Source organism: Anaerocaecibacter muris (assembly GCF_943192945.1).
In the GTDB taxonomy this organism is placed as follows: domain Bacteria; phylum Bacillota; class Clostridia; order Christensenellales; family Pumilibacteraceae; genus Anaerocaecibacter; species Anaerocaecibacter muris.
This window is the reverse complement of record NZ_CALPCE010000003.1, coordinates 186,626-212,898: the sequence shown is the minus strand read 5'-3', so window position 1 is coordinate 212,898 and position 26,273 is coordinate 186,626. Positions and strand designations below refer to the sequence as shown.

General features: G+C 52.3%; 17 protein-coding genes. 14 read left to right on the top strand and 3 right to left on the bottom strand.

Translation table 11 applies throughout. The annotated features are described in order from the left end of the window. Positions 1–13: 13 nt before the first annotated feature. Complete coding sequence (gene gyrA, locus NFR57_RS04060) at positions 14–2,548, top strand: DNA gyrase subunit A (RefSeq protein WP_275557173.1); 2,535 nt, start codon at positions 14–16, stop codon at positions 2,546–2,548. A 602-nt stretch (positions 2,549–3,150) separates the two neighbouring features. Here gyrA and NFR57_RS04055 read toward each other — a convergent pair. Continuing rightward, positions 3,151–4,101: an ArsR/SmtB family transcription factor gene (locus NFR57_RS04055; RefSeq protein ID WP_251182556.1), complete on the bottom strand. Its 951-nt coding sequence runs from the start codon at positions 4,099–4,101 to the stop codon at positions 3,151–3,153. Positions 4,102–4,397: 296 nt separating this feature from the next. Between NFR57_RS04055 and NFR57_RS04050 the strand changes: the two genes are divergently transcribed. From NFR57_RS04050 to NFR57_RS03995, 12 genes are all read left to right on the top strand, one after another. After that, complete coding sequence (locus NFR57_RS04050; RefSeq protein WP_251182555.1) at positions 4,398–6,104, top strand: glycoside hydrolase family 2 protein; 1,707 nt, start codon at positions 4,398–4,400, stop codon at positions 6,102–6,104. A gap of 22 nt (positions 6,105–6,126) precedes the next feature. Then, complete coding sequence (locus tag NFR57_RS04045; protein WP_251182554.1) at positions 6,127–7,149, top strand: carbohydrate ABC transporter permease; 1,023 nt, start codon at positions 6,127–6,129, stop codon at positions 7,147–7,149. Positions 7,150–7,168: 19 nt separating this feature from the next. Next, positions 7,169–8,047, top strand: coding sequence for a carbohydrate ABC transporter permease (locus tag NFR57_RS04040; protein WP_251182553.1), 879 nt, complete (start codon positions 7,169–7,171; stop codon positions 8,045–8,047). A gap of 83 nt (positions 8,048–8,130) precedes the next feature. After that, positions 8,131–9,483, top strand: a complete 1,353-nt coding sequence (locus tag NFR57_RS04035) for a hypothetical protein (RefSeq protein WP_251182552.1) — start codon at positions 8,131–8,133, stop codon at positions 9,481–9,483. Positions 9,484–9,501: 18 nt separating this feature from the next. Further along, positions 9,502–11,076, top strand: a complete 1,575-nt coding sequence (locus NFR57_RS04030) for an ABC transporter substrate-binding protein (RefSeq protein ID WP_251182551.1) — start codon at positions 9,502–9,504, stop codon at positions 11,074–11,076. Positions 11,077–11,099: 23 nt separating this feature from the next. Beyond that, the gene (locus NFR57_RS04025; protein ID WP_251182550.1) at positions 11,100–15,821 is read left to right on the top strand and encodes a hypothetical protein; all 4,722 of its coding nucleotides are present in this window, start codon (positions 11,100–11,102) and stop codon (positions 15,819–15,821) included. Between the two features lie 204 nt (positions 15,822–16,025). Further along, positions 16,026–16,172: a hypothetical protein gene (locus NFR57_RS04020; protein WP_251182549.1), complete on the top strand. Its 147-nt coding sequence runs from the start codon at positions 16,026–16,028 to the stop codon at positions 16,170–16,172. Between the two features lie 130 nt (positions 16,173–16,302). After that, positions 16,303–17,871 (top strand): ADP-ribosylglycohydrolase family protein, encoded by a 1,569-nt coding sequence (locus NFR57_RS04015; protein WP_251182548.1) that lies wholly within the window; start codon positions 16,303–16,305, stop codon positions 17,869–17,871. Continuing rightward, positions 17,868–18,554 carry an SGNH/GDSL hydrolase family protein gene (locus NFR57_RS04010; protein ID WP_251182547.1) on the top strand — a complete coding sequence of 229 codons (687 nt, stop codon included), beginning with the start codon at positions 17,868–17,870 and terminating at the stop codon, positions 18,552–18,554. The genes NFR57_RS04015 and NFR57_RS04010 overlap by 4 nt, the downstream gene beginning before the upstream one ends. 265 nt (positions 18,555–18,819) lie before the next feature. After that, the gene (locus NFR57_RS04005; RefSeq protein ID WP_251182546.1) at positions 18,820–19,356 is read left to right on the top strand and encodes an inorganic diphosphatase; all 537 of its coding nucleotides are present in this window, start codon (positions 18,820–18,822) and stop codon (positions 19,354–19,356) included. Between the two features lie 2 nt (positions 19,357–19,358). Continuing rightward, entirely contained in the window at positions 19,359–20,072 is a 714-nt protein-coding gene (locus NFR57_RS04000) for a GNAT family N-acetyltransferase (protein ID WP_251182545.1), read from the top strand. Between the two features lie 175 nt (positions 20,073–20,247). Then, positions 20,248–22,071 (top strand): DnaJ domain-containing protein, encoded by a 1,824-nt coding sequence (locus NFR57_RS03995; protein ID WP_251182544.1) that lies wholly within the window; start codon positions 20,248–20,250, stop codon positions 22,069–22,071. 124 nt (positions 22,072–22,195) lie between these two features. On the opposite strand, the gene NFR57_RS03990 is transcribed toward NFR57_RS03995, so the two are convergent. Further along, entirely contained in the window at positions 22,196–22,879 is a 684-nt protein-coding gene (locus NFR57_RS03990; RefSeq protein ID WP_251182543.1) for a hypothetical protein, read from the bottom strand. Positions 22,880–23,023: 144 nt separating this feature from the next. Beyond that, positions 23,024–24,475, bottom strand: a complete 1,452-nt coding sequence (locus NFR57_RS03985) for an MATE family efflux transporter (protein WP_251182542.1) — start codon at positions 24,473–24,475, stop codon at positions 23,024–23,026. A 235-nt stretch (positions 24,476–24,710) separates the two neighbouring features. Between NFR57_RS03985 and glpK the strand changes: the two genes are divergently transcribed. Beyond that, a complete protein-coding gene (gene glpK / locus NFR57_RS03980) occupies positions 24,711–26,207 on the top strand; it encodes a glycerol kinase GlpK (RefSeq protein WP_251182541.1) in 1,497 nt (498 codons plus the stop codon). The last annotated feature ends 66 nt before the right edge of the window (positions 26,208–26,273 follow it).

Sequence of the window (26,273 nt, the reverse complement as noted above, 5' to 3'; positions counted from 1 at the left end):
ATAGGAGAACGTTATGGCAAGAAAAGGTATCCATATCAAGGGCGGCGACATGCCGAGCAAGGAATATATAGACAACACCAAGATAGTCGAAACGCACGTCGTAGACGAAATGAAGCAATGCTTTATCGCTTACGCTATGGCGGTCAACGTGTCGCGCGCCATACCCGACGTGCGCGACGGTCTTAAACCCGTTCACCGCCGCATACTGTACTCTATGGGCGAGCTGTCGCTGTGGTCGGACAAGCCGTACCGCAAGTGCGCGCGCGTCGTCGGCGACGTTTTGGGTAAGTATCACCCGCACGGCGATTCGTCGGTTTACGACGCTTTGGTGCGGTTTGCGCAGGACTTTTCCATGCGCTATCCGCTTGTAGACGGGCACGGCAACTTCGGTTCTGTGGACGGCGATCCGCCCGCGGCTATGCGTTATACCGAGTGCCGTCTTGCCAAGATTTCCGCGGAAATGTTGCGCGACATAGACAAAGAAACGGTCGATTGGACAAACAACTTCGACGACTCGTTGCAAGAGCCGACCGTGCTTCCGTCGCGCTTTCCCAACTTGTTGGTCAACGGTTCGGACGGTATCGCGGTAGGTATGGCGACGGCAATCCCGCCGCACAACCTCGGCGAGGTAATAGGCGCAATCGACGCGCTTATCGACAATCCCGATATTACAATCGACGATCTTTGCAAAATAGTGCCCGCGCCCGACTACCCGACGGGCGGGCTTATCATGGGCAGAGCCAACGTCAAGCGCGCGTACAAAACGGGCAAGGGCGGGGTTATAATCCGCGCCAAGACGGATATAGAAGAATATCCCGTGCGCGAGGGCAGCGACCTCATGCGCCAGCGCATAGTCGTAACCGAATTGCCGTATCAAGTCAATAAGGAAAAACTTATCGTCCAAATCGCCGAGCTTGTCAAGGACAAACGCATCGAAGGCATTTCGGACATCAAGGAAGAATCCGACCGCAGCGGCATGCGCATCGTTATAGAAGTCAAGCGCGACGCGCAAGCGCAAGTCGTGCTCAACATGCTGTACAAGCATACCAACCTGCAAGTGTCGCAGGGCATAACGTTCCTCGCGCTTGCCGACGGCGAGCCGAAAATCCTCAACCTCAAAGAGATGCTCGAATACTATTTGAAGCATCAAGAGGAAATTATCGTGCGTCGCACAAAGCACGACTTGGCGGCGGCGCAGGAGCGCGAACACATAGTCGAGGGGCTTGTAAAGGCGCAAGCGAATATCGACCGCGTTATCAAGATAATCAAGCAGAGCCGCGACAACGTGGAAGCGGCGGAACGATTGATGGCGGAGTTCTACCTGTCCGACAAGCAGGCAAACGCAATACTCGAAATGAAGTTGCGTCGCTTGACCAGTCTGGAAATAGACGCGCTACAAGCCGAGCTTGTCGCTTTGCAGGAAAAGATAGCCGACTTCAAGAGCATACTCGCCAGTCCCAAACGCGTTACGGACATTATTCGCGACGAATTGCAACAGATAAAGGAAACTTACGACAACCCGCGCCGAAGCGAACTCGTTATAGATTACGACGAAATAGACATCGGCGACCTTATCGACAAAGAGGACGTTGTAATTTCCATGACCCATTACGGGTATATCAAGCGTTTGCCGACGACGGAATACAAAGCCCAGCACCGCGGAGGCAAGGGCGTTACGGCGCACCGTCCCAAGGAAGAGGACTTTGTCGAAAAAATGTTCGTCACCAATACGCACGACACGCTGTTGTACTTTACCAACTTCGGCAGAGTGTATGCGGCAAAGGCTTACGAAGTGCCGGAAGCGGAGCGCACGGCGCGCGGCAGAGCCATTGTCAACCTGTTGCAGTTGGGCGACGGCGAAAAGGTCAGCGCGGTTATTCCCATTAAGGAAGACGAATATAAAGGCAATCTCGTCATGGCGACCAAGCGCGGCATGATTAAAAAGACTGCCTTGACCGAGTTCCGACTGATACGCAAGGTCGGCAAGGTCGCAATCAAGCTCAACGACGGCGACGAGCTTATCTCGGTGCAACAGTCGGGCGGAATAGACGAAATTCTTATCGCGTCGCAGAGCGGCAAGTGCATAAGATTCTCCGAAGAAAACGTCAGGCTCATGGGCAGGGATACGCAAGGCGTTAGAGCAATGCGGCTCGACGAAGACGATAACGTAGTAGATATGACCATCGTCAAGCCCGATTGCGACGTGCTTACGGTCAGCGAAAACGGCTTCGGCAAGCGCACGGATATAGAGGAGTTCCGCTTGCAGTCGCGCGCCGGCAAAGGCATAAAAGCAGGCACGTTCAACCAAAAGACGGGCAGGCTTGTCAACTTGAAACTCGTCGATCCCGAAGAGGACGTCATGGTCATTTCCGACAACGGCACGATTATAAGAATGCTCGTCAAGGAAATTTCCAAGATAGGCAGAGGATCGCAGGGCGTAAGAATGATGCGCGTCAAGAACCAGGGCAACGTCGTGTGCGTTGCGACCGCGCCGCATCAGGAAATTATAGACGATAACGGCGAGGGCGGCGAACCCGCGGCAGAGTAGTATAAAAAGCATTATAAAAGGCTTGTGCAGAGTGAAATGCACAAGCCTTTTATAATGAAAGATAGTGCGGCGGGGATAAGATAATAAAAATAAGATAATAAATAAGAGATAAGAGATAATAGTTGCGGAAGGCTTGCGCTACGCGCAAGCCTTGATTTTTATATATAGAAAGAAATGCTTATACACCCATCATTCCGAGCTTGCCGATTGAGCTGGCGAACCGCCGCAAAGAGGTAAAGCAATAACCAACACCCCATCATTCCGAGCTTGTCGAGGAATCAAGGCGAACCGCCGCAGAGAGGACAAGCCGTTACGCTTGTCACATTAACGTAACGCAATTATTCGGGTGCAAACACAATAAACGTTCAAAGCTCACACACGGCAGAAATCCAAGCTGTGCTTGGTGCGGCTTACGCCTTGATTTCTCCGCTTCGCTCGCTATGCTCGCTACGGTCGAAATGATGGGAAAAAAACGGGACACGCCTTTGTGAGCTTGCTCGAAATGATGTGCGTGTAAAGCCCACAATACCCATCATTCCGAGCTTGTCGAGGAATCAAGGCGAACCGCCGCGGAGTGAGGCGGAAATTTACCGCTAATCCCACTACGATATTTTCATGATAATGGCTTGGTCGAAGTCGCCGAAGTTTTTACCGAACAGGCTCATGCCGCCGCAGTGCACGGCGTTGCGGTCAACGCCTATTTCAAACTTAATATATTCGTCGTCAAACAGGTGCAAGTCCGCGAACGTCAGTTTTTTGTGTTGGAAAACGTTGTCCAAATACACGCCGTCGGCGTCAATCGAAATCTTTTTGAGCTGACCGAACTGCGAGCAATTAACGGGCCAATATTGCGGCGTGTACTTGCCGCGCTTGCCGCCGAAGTTGCCGGGGGAAGTAAACGTTATTACTTCCGCGCCGTTTATCTTGACCGTTATGTCGCTCGGCCAATCGTTGTTGTAATATATAGTGTCCGAACATATTTCAAGCGAAAAACTTATGCGGTGACGTTCGGTCTTTTCGGCAAGGGGTGGGGAGGGGAACAGATATGATATGAACCCCGATTTAAACCACAGACAATCCGCGAGCGCGCGCGTCGGCGTGTAAAACAGCTTGACGTCGTCAAACGTGCCGAGCGCGTCGTCCTTACCCGCAATGCCGCACGGAGCGTCGATATTGCAGTCCGAATACATACCGATCGGCATTTCCACGATAAAGGACTTGGACTTGTTTTCGAGTCCTTTTGCGTCGAGCGAAATTTTTGCGTCGAGCACGGCTTGCGCGCAGAACTTTGTGTGCCCTTTAAGTCCCGGTTGATAGCTTATTACTATAAGCCCCGCGTCGGACAGCACGTCTATATGCCGCGACACGCTGGATATAGGCATGTCTAATTCGTTCGCAATCATGGACACGCTCACCGACTTGTTGAGCATGTATTTCAAAATCGCCAACCGTTCCTCGGAGGCGAACGCCCGCGCGACCTTGACTATTTTTTCGTGGTCGGCAGTCTTGTCTATTTTAAACGACAGATGTTTTTCGTTGCTAACGTCAGCCATGTCCCCTAACCCGTATGTGTTTTTCTATATTATACCGCAAGTCGCGCGGATTTTCAAGTGTTTGAGTATAACTTCCAAAATTTGGTAACGGTTAGTTTTTTATCGTCAATTTTGTCTGTGTCGTTTCCATAATGTGGGAGCGTGCCTGCGCGCATTTGCGCAATAGTTGGCAAGGCTTTTAAATTATGGAAGTATTCGCCCGACAAACAGTCGAAAAGCGGAACCGTCGTATGTATTGTATAACTGCAAGCCGTATGCTAAAATTAAAGTACCTAAAATATTAAAAGGAGTCGAAAATGAGCAGGAACGAACATCCCAACCCCCAATTTCAACGACGTTCGTACATGTGCCTTAACGGAGCATGGGATTTCGCAAAGTGCCTTTATACTTCCGACGTCGAGTTTACGCAAAAGATTGAAGTGCCGTTTTGCCCCGAATCCGTTTTATCGGGTATAGGCGATCGTGACTACATAACGGACTGCGTATATTCGAGAACGGTGGACGTGACCGCGGAGGATATGCGCGGTAGGCTTGTGCTTCATTTCGGCGCGGTGGATTATATTGCGACCGTGTATGTAAACGGCAGGCGTGTGACGGAACACGTCGGCGGCTACACGGCGTTCGAGGCGGACATTACGCCTTATGTGTTCAAGGGGCAAAACCGCATAACGGTGGCGGTGCACGACGACGTGCGCGAAAACATACCGAGCGGCAAGCAGAGCAAAAAGCCCGATTCGCACGGTTGCTTTTACACGCGTTCGACGGGTATATGGCAAACGGTGTGGTTGGAACGCACGCCCGTAAATTACATAAAATCGATTAAGTTCTATCCTCAATCCGATTACAAAACGGTGCGCGTCGAGTTATTGACGGAAGGTTGCGGCATGGCGAGTATCGGCGTGTTTTTAAACGGCAAGCGCGTGGGCGAAGCGCGCGGCGAGGTGGAGTACCGCCACACGTTCGATATAGAGCTGTCCGAGATCGCGCTGTGGAGCGTGGGCGAGGGAAATCTTTACGACGTAACGGCGACGTTCGGCGAGGACGAAGTGCAAAGTTACTTCGGCTTCCGCATAGCGACGTATCAGGGCAGAAAATTCATGCTAAACGGCAAAAGCGTTTTTCAACGTCTGGTGCTCGATCAGGGCTATTACGCGGACGGGATATATACTGCGAAGGACGCGGCGCAGTTTGCGCACGACATAGCTTTGTCCAAAGCGCTCGGCTTTAACGGTGCGCGCCTGCACCAAAAAGTGTTCGAGCAACGGTTTTTGTACGAATGTGACAAAGCGGGATACCTGGTGTGGTGCGAGTTCCCGAGCTGGGGCATGAAATGCGACGACATAAAAGCGCTCGGCGTGTTCGTGTCGCAGTGGAGCGAGGTCGTGGAACAGTACTTCAACCACCCGTCCATAATAACGTGGTGTCCGCTCAACGAAGCGTGGAGCGACCTCGACAACGCCAAGCTCGTGCGCGACGTGCGGTTTGTCGAAGCGGCGTACAACGTGACCAAATCGCTCGACCCGACGCGCCCGTGCGTGGACGCGAGCGGCGGCTATCACGGCAGGTACACGGACATATTCGATTTTCACAACTACCACAGCGGCGCGGAAACGGTATCGTATATAGAAGATATAAAAAATACAGATACTTTAACAATGGACACGGTGTACGCGCCGGACAGCGCGCAGGAGCAAATTTTGTATGACTGCGGACTGCCGCTCAACGCGAGCGAGTACGGCGGAATGTTGTTTGCAAAAAGCGACGACGACGGCTGGGGTTATAGGTCTGTGGCGAGCGAGGAGCTGTTTTTGGCGGAATACCTGCAAATGACGACGGCGTACCTCGACTGCGAAAAGATAAGCGGATTTTGCTACACGCAGTTATACGACGTGGAGCAGGAACAAAACGGGCTGTATTCATACGCGCGCGACAAAAAGTTCAGCGACGACGCTATGAGACGGATAGCGGAGTGCAATACGCGCGTCGCCGCTATCGAAAAATAAAAGTAAGTAAGGAGGTAGTTCGATGGAAGCAACCGCAGAACAAGCGATCGCCGCGGTAAACGCGGCGGAAACGTCTGAAGCGGACGTAAAGGCGAAAAAGCCGAACGCAAAAAACGGCAAACGCAGATCGCGCATATCCAACAGGCGATTGAAAGAAATAATTTTCGCTTACGGCATGCTGTTGTTGCCGCTTATCCAGTTCGCTATATTTTATATCTGGATAAACGCCAACTCCATCATGATGGCGTTTCAGTCGTTCTTCGGATACGCGGACGACGGCGGCGAGTTGTTTATTTGGTCGATGGATAACTTTACGCGACTGTTTAAGGAGTTGGGCAATTCCGACGCAGTGGTGCATATCGCGTTGATCAACACAATGAAATATTTTGCGGCGGGGCTGTGCATGATCCCCGTGTCCTTCCTTGTAGCGTACTTCCTTTACAAAAAGGTGTGGGGCTTCAAGTTTTTCCGCGTCATGTTCTTCTTGCCGGCGATAATAAGCGCGGTTTTGTTTGTCGCAACGTACAAACAGATCATATCTTACGGCGGACCGCTCGACAAACTTCTTACGGTGTTCGGATTGAGAATGCCCAACCTGTTGGGCGAAGAATCCCGCGTTACGGGCACGATAATCGCGTATACGGTTTGGACGGGCTTGGGCGTAAACATGCTGTTGTACCAAAGCGCGATGAGCCGTATCCCGCAGGAAGTAATAGAAGCGGGCATGCTCGACGGCGTGCCGTGGTGGCGCGAGCTGTTTCAAATAATAATCCCCATGGTGTGGCCGACAATATCCACGACGCTCATACTCGTAATAACGTCCATGTTCAACAGCACGGGACCGATACTGCTGTTTTTCGGCGCGGGCGACAGCGTGGACAACGCGGCGCACATGACAATATCGTTCTGGATATACAACCAAACGTCCAAAGCCAACCTCAACTATCCGGCAACGGTGGGCGTGTTCTTTACGCTCGTAAGCGTGCCGATCGTGTTCCTTGTGCGCTGGGCGCTCAACAAGGTCGATCCGCAGGTAACGTATTAAGGAGGAGGCGGTAAAAATCATGGCAAAAGTAAAACCGATAGGAACAAAACCGACAGTCAAAGTCAAAAAGGACTTTTTGGCGATAAAGATAATCGTGTTCGTGATATTCACGCTGTACGCCGCCTCGCTCATATTCGCGGTACTGTACGCGTTTTCCATATCGCTCAAAGGCGTAGACGAGTTTCACGAAAAAAATCTATTGCCCAAAGAATGGCTGTTTTCCAACTACGGTCAGGCGTTTAAGGAAGTTAAAGCGGGCGACAGCAACATGTTCGTCATGCTGTGGAACTCGATATGGTATGCGTGCGGCGGCGCGGCGCTCGGCGTGTTCACGTCGGCAATCACAAGCTACGTAGTCGCCAAATACCGTTTCCCCGGTCGCAACGTGATTTACTGGATGGCGATAGTGACGATGATGATCCCCATTGTCGGCGCGTTCCCCGCACAGTATCTCGTTTACAACAATTTGGGCATATACGACTCGCCGTTACTGCTTGTAACCAAAATGGCGGGCTTCGGCTTTAACTTCGTCGTACTGCTGTCGTTCTTTAAAACTCTGTCGTGGACGTATGCGGAAGCGGGATTCATAGACGGCGCGGGGCACCTGAAAGTGTTTTTCAGAATTATGTTGCCGCAAGCGTTGCCCGTCATGGGATCGCTGTTTATAGTGTCCATGGTCGGCATGTGGAACGACTATATGGAACCGACGCTGTTCTTAAAATCGTTCCCCACGCTGTCGTCGGGCTTGTATATATTCCAGCTCTCGCAAACGCGGCAGTTCAACTATCCCGTATTGTTCGCAGGCTTGCTGTTGAGCGTAATACCCGTAATAGTTCTGTTTATATGCTTCCAAAAGACGATGATGGAATCCATGAGCGTCGGCGGAATAAAAGGCTAAACCTCGGTCGCGCGCGGCGCGGCTTCTACAACTCCAACGCGGTAAGCGTTAAATAACCGAATAAAAAATTCAGGAGGAATTTTATGAAATTAGGCAAAAAATCGGCATTGACAATGGCGGCGGTGATAACGTCTTGCACGCTGTTGGCATGCGGCGGAGGCGGCGGAGGCGGCGGATCCGCTTACGGCAAGGAAACATATCCCGAATGGCAAGATAATAAGTCGATGTGGGTCGGCGGCTGGGACGTTCCTATTAACACGGAAGCCGATTACAAAATGGCGAAAGACATGGGTCTTACGCACATGTTCATAGACGGATCGATGGCGACAAAAGGCACCGAAGCATATTTGGATCAGCTCCGTCATTGCGAAAAAGTCGGGCTTAAAGCGATTGTCGGCAACGATATTGCGACGGGCAACAGCGACAATAAGCCCGCGGATATGACCGATTATAGCGTGTATCCCGCGGTAGACATGATAAATGTTTGGGACGAACCGCATATTAACAACTTCGACAGCGTTGCCGCAATGATAGAGGAGTATAACGAGCTGTATGCGGGCAAAGACATGACGCTGTACGTAAACGGCAACCCCGCCAACAACATAGGCGACAATACGTGGACAACGACCGAAGACTACATGGAGCAATTTTATAATAAAGTTTTGTCCAAGATAGACGGCAGAAAGATATTCTCCACGGACATTTATCCGCTTTTGGAAACGCGCGGCGTGTACACTTTGGATTCGCGGTGGTTGCGCACAATGGCTGTGTACGCCAACTATGCAAAAGATTACGACGGCGAATTCCACATGTTCATACAGAATTACAGCAGTTCGATCAACCGCGAAACGTTGAGCCGCAAGGACTTTACCTATCAAATATATACCGACATGGCGTTCGGCATTAACGGCTACACCTACTTTACTTACCGCAAGTCGTTTATAGAAGAATTCGGCGGCGGTTGCGTAGAATACGATACGTCCTGCACGCCCACTCCTTCGTATTACTGGGCGCAGGAAGTCAACGCGGAAATAGCCAAGTTCGACCATGTATATCTGTCGTTCGACTGGGACGGCGCAATGTCCGTCAAGGGTCAGTACAACCTCGAAGACGACGAGGAATACGAAAACGTTTCGTTCGGGTTCTATAAAGAACTCACCGCACTCAACTGCGCAACAAAAGTCACCGCAACCCAAGACACGCTTATCGGTCAGTTCAAGGACGACGAGGGCAGGAACGCGCTTATGGTGACCAACTTCACAATGCCGACCGACGACACGGACGACAAAGTCACGATAGACTTTAAAGACTGCAACCGCGCAATCGTATACGAAAGCGGCGAACGCAAAGTGTACGAAGTAAAAAACAACAAACTAACTCTCGATATACCGTCGGGCGAAGGCGTGTTTGTAATACCTCTCAAATTGAAAATATAGGGAAATAGGAGAAATACCATGAAAAAATATTTTAAATCGATATGCGCCGCGCTCGGCGCGTTGATGGCGGTAAGCGCTCTTACCGCATGCGGACCCATTAAACGCGGCGGCTCGACCGGCGACGGCGGCGATGATAACATAAAGCCGGACGACGACGGCTTGGCGGCGAGCATAACCGTTCACTACTATGCGGGCGGGTTCGGCAACGAAACAAATAAACTGCTTTCGGCGGATTTTAAAGCGCTTACGGGCAAAACCGTCAAGTGGGAGCCGAGCTATACCGTCGGCGAAATCCAACAGCTTTTGGTAAACAATCAGGAACGGTTCGACATAGTAATGCCGCTTATGAACATGTATCAAGCGGAGGACGCGAAGCGTCTGGAAGACATCACGTCCGTTTACAATTCGACCTACGAGGGCGAAAACAAAGCGATTAAAGACAAGATGAACCAAACGCTTTACGAATATATCGAAGCCAAAGACGGCAAGCGTTATCAAATGTTTACGCAAAACTCCGTGTCGGCGATGTGCTACAACGCGGACACTTTGGACGAAGCGTTCGGCGAGGGCAACTGGGAATTGCCGCGCACCACTACGGAACTGTTTAAGATGGGCGATCAGCTCAAAGCAAAGCGTTATTATACCGTAGGTCTTGCGACGGGCATCAACTATAACTGGGACTATTTAGGCACGGTTTGGTGGGCGCAGTACGACGGTTTGGAGTCGTTCGAGCATTATTGGTACGGCGAATATAAAGATTCCGCGAGCGGCGAATGGAAGAAGGGTACGGAAATAAACGATACCGACGGACGCAAATATTCGTTGCAAACTCTGTCGCGCCTGTTGTCGAGCAAAAACGGCTATTCGCACTCGCTTGCGAGCCGCATGACGTTCGAGGAAGCGCAGCGCGCGTTCTTGGGCGGCGGCTTCGTGGACGACAAAAAGAAAGTCGCGTTCATGGTAAACGGCGACTGGCTGGAAAACGAAATGTCGTCCTATCTGCTGTCGCACCCGCAAGACATAGGCATGATGCGCGCGCCCGTTGTCAGTGAGATAATAGGTAAGCTCGCCACAGTCAACACCGACGCAAAACTGTCCGAAGTCGTCAAAGCGGTTGACGAGGGCAAAACGTCGGTAGACGGCGTGAGCGCGGAGGACTTTGAAACGGTGCGTCAAGCTCGGCTTATGGGCTACACGGCAACGCCCAACTATCCGCTGGGCATACCTGCCAACCGTCCCGAAAGCAAAAAAGCGCTTGCTAAAAAATTCTTGACGTATTTGTATTCCGATCGTGCGCAAAAGATAATCGCAAAAGAGCTTAAAGGCTTGTGCTATCCTTGCTACACTCCCGACGAAACGGTGCCTGTCAGCGACTTCGTTCGCACGCGGCTTGACGCGTTCGGCAACGACATGATACCTATCTTCCCGCACAACAGATCGCAAATGGTTTACCGCGGCGGCTTGGGCGACCTTGTAAACGCCAACGGTCCCGACGCCAAACTGTACAACGGCACAACGGCGGAAAATTTACTTGCCACCTGCAAAAAGGGATTGCAGGACAACTGGCAAAACTATCTTGACGCCCTTAAATAATAAAATATCAAGGAGAAGATGAGATGAACAATAAAAATTCGCGTAAAAAACTGTCCGTCGCCGTCGTTGCGGCAATCGCGGTCGGTTCGGCAAGCGTTGCGCTTGTCGCTTGCGACAAACAAATAGATACGGGAAACACCGTCGTCGGGCACATCAACGTTCCGTCCGCCACGATACAGGCGGAGCTCGGCACGTATATCAGCCCCAAATACGACGTAGTCAACGACTACGGTCTTATCCTCGCGGGCTACACCGTATCGCTCAAATCGGTCACGGACGAGAGAGGCGACGCTTTGCAAGTAACCAACAACTCCGTGCTTGTCGAACAAGCGGGTTTGTATAACTTTACTTACACCGCCAAATCGGACAGAGTAAAAGACGCGACGATAACGATAGACTTTGCAGACAGAACCGCGCCGACGATAAACTTCAATGCGGGCGCGCTGCCGTCGTTCTTTATTAAGGGCAACACGTATCGCATACCCAGCTACACGCTGTCGGGCGACTATGTAACGAGCAAGTGCTACACCAAAGTTTACCACATCGCCGACGACGACAAAAAGACGGAAACCGAAGTGGAGCTTATCGACGGCGACCGCTTTGCGGCGACGCATGCATCGGGCAAATATCGCATACTTATTCACGTCGAGGACGCGGCGGGCAACTATAACGATTATCCGTATGAGCGCGATATTGACGGCCCGCAAAACTTTGTCGAGCACAAGGTTGCGTACTTCGACGAGGAGTTTGGCGCGCGTCAAGCGAGCGTGTACGAACCCAACCTGTACAGCGGCAGTTACGTCAAAAAGACGGACGCGGGCGCGCAGGTGCACGGCAACGACGCAGGGTCTTATAAAGTTTCGTTCGACGGGCAAAAGGAAACGCGTTACAACGAGGGGCTTGTGTATATCCACACCCCCGCGGTAATCGACCTTACCGAATACGAATCGCTCGAAATGTGGGTGTACAACGAAACCGCCGCCGACATAGTCGTCGGATCGATGTGGTGGAACGACACCCCGTGCAAAAAAGGCGTATGGACAAAAGTTACATGGTCCACGCGCAACTGGGGCGGCACGGACGGCAACAAGACGGCGGATAACCGCAAGTTCATAGGCTTGACGGATATATCCGGTCAGACGATCCGCATGGTCTTCGATTACGGTCAAAAGGTTATCCCCAACGGCAACGTGTACTTTTCGGCAATGACGGCAACGCCCAAACAGCGCGCGACCGTCACCGCGCAGTCCGATAACGTAATTTTGGGATCGGAAAAGTATTACGTAGGCGACACCGTCTATTTGTCGGCTGTCGAGCAGGCGGGTAAGTCGATAGACTGCTTTACGCTCAACGGCAAGCCGCTTATCGCCGACAACTTTGTTATTTCCGCGGAAGGCACTTATAACGTAGGCGTTATATATAAAGACGGCGAACTCACCAAAGACAACATGACGTGGGGCACGGTAGAAAATCCCACGCTCGAATATGCGGGCCACAACGACAACGTTTGGAAGTACAAGATAGGCGAGGGCGATAAATGGGTGTTGTCCTATGACGTGTACGACGTTAAGGATTTGAGCTATATCGGCTTATACGTCGGCGGGGAAATGAAGCTGATCGGCTTCGAGTTGAACCCCGGCTTCTCCAACGGCATAAAGTTCGCAAGCTACGGCTCGCCGTGGGATAAGAACTTCCCCGAATTCAATCCGAGCGGCGTTAAAGATCTGTTGATGGGCGCTACACAAGCAAATCCCGTAACAATCACCTATGTGCGCGACGGAAGCAAGATAAAAGTGTTCTTCTCCCAAGGCAACGATATGCTGTACTTCACGACGGTCAATCACGACTCTCTCGGCGTTGACAGCAGCTTCGGCATAGGCGAACGCAGAGCCGACAGCATCAAGCCGCACACTTACACAAACATCAGGGGCGTATCGGGCGAACAAAAAGTCGCGCTGTTTATGGCAGAGTGGGCGTCAACGCTTCAACTCACAGACTGCACTGCCGACGTCGGCACGACCGCTATGGTCGGCGATTGGGTAACGCTTACCGCAAATCCCGCGCCCGCAGGCAAAATGTTCTTGCACTTCACCGTTGACGGGCAGCCTATATCGGGCAACGTCATGACGGTCACGGCAAAATCGCACAGTGTCGCAGCCGTGTACGCCGATAAGAGCACGCTCACGCTTGCTGACGGAATAATAACGGCGGACGGATACAAGGGCACTGCGGACATCGCAAAGGGTAACACCGTTACGCTTATTTGGCGCGGCAAAGCTCCCGCAGGTAAGTATTGCACGGGCTTCAAGGTGGACGGTAGGGTTCTTGACGGCAACGTGTTTACCGCAAACGGAACGACGCATAATGTCGAGGCGGTGTTCGGCGATAAAGTCGCAAACGACAATGTTGCGCTCAACGAAATAAACAAAGCCGGCTATGTATATCCGAACGACGGTTATAAGCCCGCGTCCGTAAGTTACGATACGGAAGTAACGTATAACGGCGCGGACAGTGCGGTCACGGTGGACGGATCGGTTAAAGTCATTGCGGGCAGCAACGATAAAACCATAGCGTTCGATAACGCATTGGTGGATAATCTCGACGATTACAAGGAAGTCTACTTCTATATCTACACCGAAGCGGAAGAAGCCGAGGGCGGAGCAATTTCTTATCCGAATTCAAAGCCTTTTACGGGAAGTTGGTGGTGCAACGACACGCTCATTAAAAAGTATACGTGGACTAAAGTCACGTTTAACAGAAGTCATGCCGCACAGAATACAGACGAACAAAACATTTGGGAAAAAGGTCCCAAAGCGTTCATTTACAGAATAGGTAATTGCGGAAACAATCCCGTTTGGGTAACTCCGCTTTACGGCGTGCCTTACGAGCGGTCAACCGTTAAGTTCGAGGGAACGGGCATAGCTACCGAGGACGGCAAAACGGTATACAACAAAGAGGACGAAGTTAAGCTCGTCTTTAACGGCACCGTGCCGAGCGGCAAAATATTCGACTGTTTCGTAGTAAACGGCAAAGCCATAGGCGGCGACACGTTTATCGCGGTCGAAAAGCAATATACCGTTTCCGTCAAGTTCGCAAGCGGCTACTCCGACATGACTTGGGGTAAGGTAACCGACTATCAAACCGAAGGAAATGACGCAAAATCTTACAAAGTCGGCGAGGGCGAGCAGTGGGTACTCCGTTACGACATGACTTTGCCTAAAACGGGTTGGAACTACTTCGGCGCGTATGTCGGCGGTACGAATCAGCTCCTCGGCGTGGAAATGCACAGCGACATAGCAAAACGCAGTTTCGGCGGTTACGGCGGTGCGTGGCAACAAATGGAACTTGTGCAGGAGTTGCCCGAAGCGTTGCGGCAGGTCTTGCGCAATTCGTCCGAAAGCCCCGTCAGAGTGGTATTCGTCCGTCAAGGCGACAAGATAGACATGTACATACGCCACAATGCGAGCAATCAAGGTTGGCACGTCGGCACCGCGTCCTTTGCAGGGTTTCAAGTTACGGGCAATTCGTTCGGTATAGGCGAGCGAGCGGGTACCGGCATGGTCAACGGCACGCTCTCCAACATCGAGTTTGTTACGGGCGAACAAAAAGTCAACCTGTACAGAAACAACGAGTTTAAAAACTACGGCGAAATAGTTATCGACAGACCGCAGAACATCATCTATTACGAAAACGACACGTATACTATCCCCACAAACGCAAAAGTCGCCAACTGGTTGGGCGAGGAGCGCGAGGGAACGGTAAGTATCGATCGCGTGGAAGACCAGTTCGGCGAAAGACTTACGCTGTCGGGCACGGCGGTAACGCTTCCTTACAAAGGCGCGCAGGTAATAAACGCCGTGTACAAAGCGGACGGCTGTCCCAACAAGATTGTTTCTTACCGCTTAATGCCCAAAGACGGTACGGTATTCACTCCGAGCGCAAACGCGATTTCCAAATACATAACGGCAAACGACGGTAAGGCAACGGTAGAATACTCGACCGAGCAGAAATACGACTCGGAAGCGGGTTCGGCGAAAATAACCGTCAAGGATAAAGATCACGGCAACCAAGACTATGCGTACTTGACGTTCGACTTCGGTGATTACGACTACATCGAGTTTTACGCATATGTCGCGGCGAGCGGCAAGAGCATAGGCTGTCACTGGTACGGCGATACGGCGTTGACGGCTGGCGCGTGGACGAAAGTGCATCTCGGGCTTCGTGAGTCCAACATACCGACATACAGCGGCGGAAAGTGGATAATTCGTCTGATGGGCTTCAATAATGACGAATCGGTATACGTTTCGTCGGCGAAGCTCGGTAAGTACACTTCACCCAAAATTCTCGACTTCTCGTTCGGCGCAGCAAAAGGCGAGTGGAGTACGGAAAAGGTATACAACGGCACGGACAGCACGGTAACAGACAGCGGATCGCTTAAAATTACGCCCGACAGCGCAGATTATTACAATATAAAGATCAATGCAGGTGGCGTGAACGTGCGCGACGTGTATCACTATTCCGAACTTTACTTCTACGTATATACCGACGCGAGCGGCGCAAAAGCAGGTATAGAATGGACCGGCGATACTGCGCTTACCGCAGGGCAGTGGACGAAAGTCACTATATCCGAATCAAATTACGACAAATTTTTATCGCATCGTATGGAAGAATTAGAATACCGCATAATGGACGGGAACGGACAAACGTTCTACTTCACTTCGCTTTACGGCGTAAAAAAGGCGTAACGGCCTATTAACAAGTCCCCCATATAGGTAGTTTCGTAATAAAATATGTAACTACTATACAGCGAACGTTCGTCGTCGTCGGACAGCCCGACGGCGACGGCGGTACGCAAAACAGAACAGCGCAGACGGCAACGTACAAGGCGGCAACGCCATGGCGATATAGCCGATAGGCGCGATAACAATGCCCCATTAACAGGTAGTTTTGTGGTAAGACGAAACTGCTTTACAGCGAACGTCAGCCGCCGTCGGGATAACCTCGACGGCGACGGCGGCACGCAAACGGTTGAAATTTACTCGCTATCGGCGTGTTACAATCGATTAAAGGTATCGGCGGGATTACGTCTTGCGTAGCTCGGCGATATTCTTTTGCAAATATTTGGGTCTGCGCGCAAAAAAATTTTAAAAAACGCTGTACATTAAGCGTTAATGCGTGTATACTCGACGTATAAAAACTATTACTTTTTTACGGAGTGACATATCAATGAAAATCGACTACAAAACCTATTGCGACAAGGTTCGCGGTTGCTATATCGGCAAAAACGTAGGCGGCACGCTGGGCGCGCCGTTCGAGTGCTACCGCGGCGTTTACGACATAGACGACTTTATGCAGGACGTGTCGTCGCCCGTTCCCAACGACGACGTGGATTTACAGCTTGTATGGTTAGCCGCTATCGAGCACGAGGGCAAAAACATAGACTCGCACACGCTCGCGCAGTATTGGCAAAACTATGTCGCGGCGGTTATTTCGGAGTACGGCACGGGCGCGAATAATTATCGCATGGGTATTGCGCCGCCCCTTTCCGGTCACTTGCGCAACGAAAACCGCGACAGCAACGGCGCGTGGATTCGTACAGAAATTTGGGCGTGCCTGTGCGCGGGCAATCCCGCGCTCGCGGCTAATTACGCATACTACGACGCGTGCGTCGATCACAGCGGCGAGGGCATATATGCGGCGGTGTTTACCGCGGCGGTTCAAGCGGCGGCGTTTTTCGAGAGCGACGTAAACAAACTTATAAAGATAGGTCTGTCGTACTTGCCCGAAAAGTGCGGCGTGCGCAACGCGATAAATTTGGCGCTCGACTGTTACAAAAAAGGCGACGACTTTAAGACCGCGCGCAAAAAACTTTTGATTGCGGAGCCGTCCAGCTTCGGCGAAATGAACGGCGAGTGGCAGGGTACCGCGCTTGTTCCCGCTTGCAAAAAATGCCCCGCACAGAGCAAGGAGAAAGACCTGCCGCCCTCCGTGCACGGTTACGACGCGCCCGCGAGTATCGGCATTGTCATAATCGGCTGGCTGTACGGCGAGGGCGACTTCGGCAAGTCCGTTTGCACCGCGGTCAACTGCGGCGAGGACACCGACTGCACGGCGGGCACGCTCGGATCTATTCTCGGCATAATAAACGGCGCGGATAAAATCCCCGACAAATGGAAAAACGGCTGTTCGGACAAAATCGTCACGTGCTGTCTGCGCGGCGACGGGCTTTTAAACGCGCCCGAATCTGTCGGCGCGCTGTGCGACCGCGTTGTAAAACAGTTTCCCGTCGTGTCGTCCGAGCGTTGCGAGTTTGCCGAGCATGGTTTTAACGTCATCGCGGCAAACAGCCTCGCTTACGACGAGAACGCGTTTTATCCCTATCAGCAGGAAAACTTTAAGGACTTGCTCAAAGACAGCCCCAACACGATCAGGCGGCACTTTTCGGGGCTTACCGCAAAAGTCGCGTTCGATAAGACGTTGGTGTCCGTCAAAAACGGCGAGCAAAAGCGCATAACCGTTACGCTGTGCAACAAGCTGTATTTGCCGCAGTACGTCACGGTCAAGCTGTACGGCTTGCCGCACGACTGGACGAGCGCGGGCGCGACCGAGTGTTGCGTGGGACTCGAACACTGGCACGGCAGTAAGGTTAATCACACCAATTCGTGCGAGTTCGCGTTTACTCCCGAAAACATCCGCAACGGCAAGTACGAGTTTACGATAGAACTGTCCGTCAACGGCAGGGGCGAGCGCATGTATGTGCCGTTCGCGCTGTTCGCCGACAATTCGCAAAAATGAAACTTCAATCGGATTTAATAAACAACGACGTGCCCGCGACCAATCAGATAGCGGACAGCGATTGCGTCAAGTTCGACGTGCGCGCCGACGCGGATATAAAAATACTGTTTTTAGGCAACTCCATTACGCGCCACGGCGTAAAGCCCGATATAGGCTGGCACGGCGATTACGGCATGGCGGCTTCGTGCGCGCAAAACGATTACGTCCACCGTCTAATAGGCATGTTGGAACGCGACGGCAAAAAACCGTCGTACTGTGTGTGCAATATGAGCGAGTGGGAAAGTTCGTGGAACGACGGGCAGTTGTTCGACCTTAAATATCGCGCCGCGCGCGACTTTGAAGCCGACGTAGTGATAGTGCGACTGGGCGAAAACGCGGGGCTGTTAAATCGCGCGGCGGAGTTCATGCCGCATTACGAAAAACTTATCGACTACTTCGCCGCACGCGCGCGTATGGTTGTTATCACCGACCTGTTTTGGGAATACGAATCGTTTGACGCGGCGGTGCGCGCGCTTGCCGAACAGCGCGGCTATGCGTTCGCGCAACTGCACGACTTGGGCAACCTCGACGAAATGAAAGCGGTGGGCAAGTTCGAGCACGCGGGCGTCGCCGCGCACCCGGGCGATAAAGGCATGAACGAAATCGCCGAACGAATTTATAAAGCGATTAAAGCCGCAAAGTAAATCGGCATGGTGTTGCACGTGTTCCCATAATTTCGAGCAACGCGTTCACGCCGTTTCCTCCCATCATTTCGACCGAAGCGCGTCCACGCGCGTAGCGGAGAAATCAAGGCGAACCGCCGCAGAGTAGCGCGGCAATTACAAACTCCACACACAATACCATATAACACCGTTAAAAGAAGTTCGCGCGAGCGGGCTTTTTTTGCGCGCAAAATAGAGTTTACAATCGCGGCGTTAAGTGCTATAATGGTGAGCGGAGGATAAGTCAATGAACATTTGGCACGACATATCGCCCGAACGTATCGCGTTCGACAGGTTCGAGGCGTTAATAGAAATCCCCAAGGGCAGTAAAGCCAAGTACGAACTCGACAAAAATACGGGGCTTGTGCGGCTGGACAGGGTGTTGTATACGTCCACCGTTTATCCTGCCAATTACGGGTTTATACCGTGCACGCTCGCCGACGACGGCGATCCGCTGGACGTGTTGGTGCTTTGCAACGAAGTTATATTTCCCATGACGCTTGTCACGTGCGTGCCGATAGGCGTTATCAAAATGATAGACAGCGGCGAGCTGGACGAAAAGATTATCGCCGTGCCCGTCAACGACCCCACGTATAACGGGTTTGCCGACATAACGGACTTGCCCGCGCACGTGTACGAGGAAATGACGCATTTCTTCGAGGTGTACAAGGAACTCGAACACAAGATAACCGCGGTCAAGGAAACGTGCAGGCGCGACGCGGCGTTGGAAATCATAAAAAAATGTATAAAAAATTACGCCGATAAGTTCGGCGCAAAGCGGTGAGCATGGCGGATATTCTCGACAGATCGGAATATAAAATAGAACGCGTTGCGTTCGACGACGCGCTTATGCACGAGGGCGCGCGGCTTATAGTACGCGACGATCGCGCCGCTATCATTTCCGTCGGCAGGTGGAGTATGTGCGTGCTCGCGGACGGCGGAGATTTTTACCGCTATGCGGACGAATACAATCTGTACGGCAAAATATGTGTGTTCGGCGCGGACAATAACTTGCCCGAAACGGTCGGGCTGTACGCGCCCGCGTGCAAGATGTTCGCATACCTCGACGCTATGCCGCCCGCGGTGGATTTGCCGCGCGGCGTGATCGTTAAACGGCTTGCGCCGTCGCTCGCTCAAACGGTTTTGGACGCGTACACCAATCGCGGCGGAAGCTACACAGTCGAGCACATGGCGGAAATCATGCGCACGCAGGGCGTGTTCGGCGCGATTGCGGACGGCAAGCTCGCGGGCTTTATAGGCAGGCACGGCGACGGAACAATGGGTATGCTCGAAGTTTACGACGGCTTTAAGCGGCGCGGCATAGGCGCGGCGCTCGAACGGTTTTTAATCAACTACATAATGACATACGGGCGCGTCCCGCTGTGCGACGTGTATACGGACAATACCGCAAGCCTCGCGTTGCAACATAAGCTGGGGCTTACCCCCGCGACGGGCTATGCGTTTTGGTTTGAAAAGGTCGAGCGTTCGGACAGAAAATGACGGGCATTATCGACCGCGCGCGGCGCGTAAAATAATAGGGCGGGAAAAACGCTGCGGGCGCAAAAACAGCGGCGCGCGGCAAATAAAGCAAGTGTGCGCGTGCGCTTGACAATTTTCGCGCGCGGTTGTACAATTACAGGGTATAAATTATTCGTTTGCGCTCACAGAGGAGTAGATGAAAAATTACTATCAAATTCTCAATGTTCAACAGACGGCAACCGAGTCGGACATTAAGCGGAGTTACCGCGTTCTCGCCAAGCGTTATCACCCCGACGTAAACCCCGGTGACGCGGCTGCGGCGGATAAGTTTGCCGACATCAACGAGGCGAACGCCGTGCTGTCCGACCCCAAAGCGCGCGCCGAATATGACGTCAAGCTGAAAGAGGCGACGTCGACGCGGCTCAATCCCGAGGACGTGATAGCGCGTCAGCGCGCGCAGGCTCAAGCGGCGGCACGGCAGGCGGCGCGTCAAGCGGCATATCGCAACGGCGCAATGAACAACATGAACGTAAACGCGAGCGCGCGGCGCGACGCGACGATTGCGCGCGCGCGGCAGGCGGCGCAAGCCCAAGCGCAAGCACAGGCGCAGTATCAAACCGCACAAATGCAAGCGCAGGTTCAGGCGCTTCGCAATCAGGCGTTCCAGAGCGGCAGGGAGCAGGGCGCGTCGGAAGCGAAAGCGGCGGCGGAGTCGGAAATATCTCGGCTCAATGTGAGTGTCCGCAGTCTGCTCGCCGAAAACAGAAAGATAAAAAAGAACTTCGAAACGGAAACGGCGGATTTAAAACGTCAGCTCGCCGACGCGGAACAGGACCGCAGGGATTTGGAAGTCGAGCTGTTCAACCGCGACAGGGAGTTGTCGCAGGAACAAATTCGCGCCAAGGATATAGAAGAACAACTCAAAACTTTGCGCGAGGACGGCGGCGCGAACAGCGAAGCCGTGCGCAAGGCGGAGGATGCGGCTAAAAAAGCGGAAGCGGCAACTAAAAAAGCCGAGGCGGCGACGCGCAAAGCGGAATCGGAAAGCGCGGACTTGCGCGCAAAACTGGAAAAAGCGTTGCTGTGCATAAAGAAGCTCGAACAAGATAAAAGTCAGGCGGATCTCAACAATCAGGCGCAAATCCAGTTACAACAGGACAAACGTCGGCAAATGCAAGAGGAAATCGACGAGCTTAACCGACAGGTCGGCTCATTGACTTCGGAAATAGATGTTTTGCGCGCCGAAAACGATCAGTGGCAACAGTACGCGCAGAGCGAGGAATTTATATCGGATACCGAACGGCGCATGGATGACTGGGCAAAAAAGACCCAAGCCGACAGGCGCAAAGCCAAACCCACGCTGTACGGCGTTTTGGGCGTGCTTATTTGGGCGACCGACGAGGAAATAACCGACGCGCATGCAAAACTCGTCAAGCGTTACGCGGGCAAGACCGACGAAACAATCGTCGCCAAGCTCGCCAAGGTCGAGGAAGCGTATGCGGTTTTGTCGGATGCCGAAAAGCGTGCGGAATACAACAAATCGATTGACGTGTCCGAAGAAACGATTGCCGAGGAGCGGCGGCTCATTGCGGAAAACGAGAGTATCATGGAAGAATACCGCAACAGGCTTGCGGGCAAGGAGTTCTGGGCGCACTTCGACGAGCTTACCGCAAACGCGCTCGAAGGCGATCCCAACGCGCAGAACGCGCTCGGCGAAATGTACTATTACGGCGACGAAATAGAACGCGATTACGAACAAGCCGTGTTCTGGTTTAAAGAAGCAGCTAAACAAAAACACCCCGACGGCATGTGCAATCTGGGCATGTGCTTTGTAAACGGCGAGGGTATAGAGCGCAACGAAGCGACGGGCAACAGCTTTATTCGTCAGGCGGCAAAACTCGGATCCAAAGCGGCGATAGCGGCGATAGCGGCGACGAGCGATAAACCGACCAAATCGGAAAAATCCGGCGGCGCGTCCAAAACCGAAAAATCCAAACAAACAAAAACCACTAAAAATTAAAGCTCGCTGATTTGCGAGCTTTTTTGCTGTGTTTACATATAGAGAAAAACTTTATAATTTCCTGCGCATAAATTACAATTAAACTTCCTAATGATTAATAAAATTGAATATATAATTGACCATATTAAAGTTGAAAAGCCGGTTCGGGTATTAGTGCAATAAAATCTATTGTTGGTTGGTCGATTATTTCATCCTTGTAATTTATATCCATGTATTCCATAGAAATAAGATTTAAGAATTTGTCGTTTCGCTTTACTGCGGGTATATATTTACTGCGATATTTTAAAAAGTAGCGTTTTTCGTCTTGTATGTTTGCGGTTTTGAAATGACTGGTTTCATGTAATATAGGCATGTCGTTTCCGTCTAATTCCGTCCAACGCCGATCATTAAACTTATATGTAGTATTGCGTATTTTTAAATAAGCATCATTATCGGTTTCTACGACATATCTTGCCCATGGTTTAATATTTGATGTTGATTGTAAATACATGCCGTTACCGAAGTGATTTAATTTGGAATTATGGTTTAAAAATACATACATAAATCCGACAGGTTTAAGTTCAATCAAAAAACTTGTGAGTTTATCGTTTTCGTCGTACAACGGGTACACTTGCAACTCGGTGTAATCGGTATCATCGTTTAGATAACGTTTATTTGCCAAATCGGTTACACGTTGTATGTGTTGAGTTTCCGTATAATCGCTTGATTTTTCAAATTTACTTTCGTAAACTAAATAAACTATCAAGAACACAATGGCGCAAACAGCCGCAATTATAGTTAGATTGCGGACGACTTTAAATGCGCTCATAAGAACCCTCCTTATTGTTATATGTGACGGATACCCGTCAGGTGGTTGACGTACTTTTATTGTATTATACTCTATTACTATACGTTTGTCAATAGGCGATTTTAATTGACATGTCTATTAGACCGAGTTTGCGCGGTTGATAGTTTAATCTTCTTCTTTGGGTTGAGTGAACGGGATTTCGGAGGGGTTGGGCAGGTGCAAAAATTTTGCATGCGGTTTAAACAGCGGCACGTATTTGCGCAATGTTGCGAGGAACGCGGGGAACAGCATGATATTCGCGCCTATCCACGACATACAGTTAAGCATGCACACTATCGTATAGCTTTGGTAGTGCATTGCGATTAGCGCGACACCCACGCGCATGACGACTTCCGCCATTGCCGCTGTAAGCGCGAGCGTGCCGCGCCCCATGCCTTGCAGACCGCTTCGCGTAATGCACAGCGTGGCGAGCAGTATATAAAATCCCGCATTGAACACGAGGTATTTAAGCGCGCCCGCGTACAGCGCTTCGGTTCGCTCGGCGCGCGAAATAAACAGCATGACGAGCGGACGGTGCAGTGCAATCACCGTTGCGCCGAGCGCGAGCGAAACTATTATCATAAAAATCGTGTATTGCTTTACGCCTTTTTTTATTCTGTCGTAACGCTTTGCGCCGTAATTCTGTCCGACGAACGTCGCGGTTGCAATGCCCGCGGTGTTCAGCACGGACGTCGCCAAGCCGTCGATTTTGGTCGCGGTGACGTATGCTTTTATTTCGGTCGGGCTCATGGTGTTAAGCGCGGTTTGTCCTACGATCATACCTATCGAAATTACGGACATTTGCAGAGCCATGGGCACGCCCAGTTTCAAATGCGTCGCGTAACGTTTCAAGTTGGGTCGGAAGTGCTTGGGCTTGAACCGAAGCATGGGATATTTTATCCACATATAAGTAAACACGGACAGCGCGGAAATACCGTTGGCAAGCACGGTCGCCGCCGCCGCGCCGCTCACGCCCATATCGAAAACCATTATAAACAGGCAATCGAAGCTCGCGTTGAACACGCACGAGAATACGAGGAAGAACAGCGGTATGAGCGAGTCGCCGATAGCGCGGAGCGTGGACGCGAACTGATTGGACAGCGCGGACAGCAACATGCCGCCGAAAATGACCGATAAATACTGATAGGCGTAAGGGTAAAAATCGGGCTGTGTGTGCATTGCCGTGAGCAACGGTTTTGTCACCGCCAACGCAATCACCGTAAGCACGGAAACTATCACGACTGTAAGCGCAATGCCCGTTGCGAACGATTTGCGCATGCCTTCTTCGTCGTGCGCGCCGCGGCGTTGACTGACTACTACCGAAAACCCGTGCGTCAAGCCCGACACAAACCCGAGTATTAAAAACGTTATCGCGCCCGTCGAACCTACGCCCGCGAGCGCGTCCGATCCGAGCGTTTGCCCGACGATAACGGTATCGACCATGGAGTACAACTGATTGAATATGTTGCCGATGAGCATGGGCAACATAAAGGTCAGTATCCGCTTTAACGGACTTCCTACCGTCAGGTCGAGCGCCGCCGTGCCTTTGCGACGGAAAATTGTCGGGAGCTTTTTCATGCACTCATTATAGCACCGCGCTTTTGTAAGTCAACTGTTTTAAGGCAAGTTTTTACGAATAGTTTTTTAGTATTATTCGATCGTAATTTTGTGCTAAAACATACATTTCGAGGCGTTGCGCGCGCCGCCGATCGCATATTGACAACGCCGTGAATTTATGCTAAAATACGGCGTATAACCAACATGCGCGGCGACGGTTTCGTGCTGTTTTACAATTTTTACGGACGGAAAAACGATGGACAAACAACGCTATATTCTCGCGCTCGATCAGGGTACGACAAGCTCGCGCGCTATTGTTTTCGACGAGCGCGGCGCGGCTGTTGCGACGGCGCAAGCCGAGTACGCGCAACTCTACCCGCGCGAGGGCTGGGTGGAGCACGATCCGCTCGCTATATATTCGTCGATTGCAGCGGTCGCGTCGGAGGCGATCGCGCGGCTGGGGTTAAACCGCGGCGACATAGCCGCCATAGGCATAACAAATCAGCGCGAAACGACGATCGTGTGGGATAAGACCACGGGCGCGCCCGTTTGCAACGCGATCGTGTGGCAGTGCCGCCGCACGGCAAAACGTTGCGACGAACTCAAAGCGGCGGGCGCGGCGGACATTGTTTACCGCAAAACGGGCTTGCCCGTCGATCCGTATTTTTCGGCAACCAAGCTCGCGTGGATTCTCGACAACGTAGATAACGCGCGGGCGCGCGCGGAGCGCGGCGATCTTCTGTTCGGCACCGTCGATACTTATTTAATGTGGAAACTGTCGGCGGGCAAGATTTTTGCGACCGACTACACCAACGCGTCGCGCACCATGCTGTTTAATATCCACGCGCTCGACTGGGACGACGAACTGCTTAAACTGTTCGGCATACCCAAGAGCATGCTTCCGCGCGTCCTGCCGTCGGGCGGGATGTTCGGGTACACGGACGCGGGCGTGTTCGGCGCGAGCGTGCCCATTGCCGGCGTTGCGGGCGATCAGCAAGCCGCGCTGTTCGGTCAGCGTTGCTTCGATTGCGGCACGTCGAAAAACACGTTCGGCACGGGCTGTTTTATGCTTACTAATACGGGCGACAATGCCGTTGCAAGCAAGCACGGGCTTATTACGACGCTTGCGGCGGGCGTGACGGACAGACCGCAGTATGCTCTGGAAGGAAGCGTGTTTGTGGGCGGCGCAGTCGTGCAGTGGTTGCGCGACGAGCTTCGTTTGGTGCGCACCGCGGCGGAAACGGAGGAGTACGCCGAAAAGGTGAGCGACACGCTCGGCATGTACATAGTGCCCGCGTTCGTCGGGCTGGGCGCGCCGTACTGGGACGCTTATGCGCGCGGTACGGTCACGGGCATAACCCGCGGCGCGTCGCGTTTCCATTTTGTCCGAGCCGCGCTCGAAAGCATTGCTTATCAAGTGAACGACGTGCTTGTCGCCATGGAAAAAGATTGCGGCATGCGCGTCGAGCAGATAGCCGTGGACGGCGGCGCGTCGGCTAACGATTTTCTCATGCGGTTTACCGCGGACATTACGGGCTGTCGCATTGTCCGCCCCGCAGTTGTCGAATCGACTGCGCTCGGCGCGGCGTACCTTGCGGGCTTGACGACGGGCGTGTACGACATGAACGATTTGCGCCGTCCGCGCGACGGCGACGTCGTGTTCGAACCGAGCATGACGGAGGACGTTCGCAAGCGTCTGCTCGACGGCTGGGCGGACGCCGTGGCGCGCACGCGGTCGGGCGCGGGAAGATAGTATGCGGCGCATGCTGTCCGCCGTCGGCTAACATGCTCAACGCACGCGGGCTGTATTATTTTACGC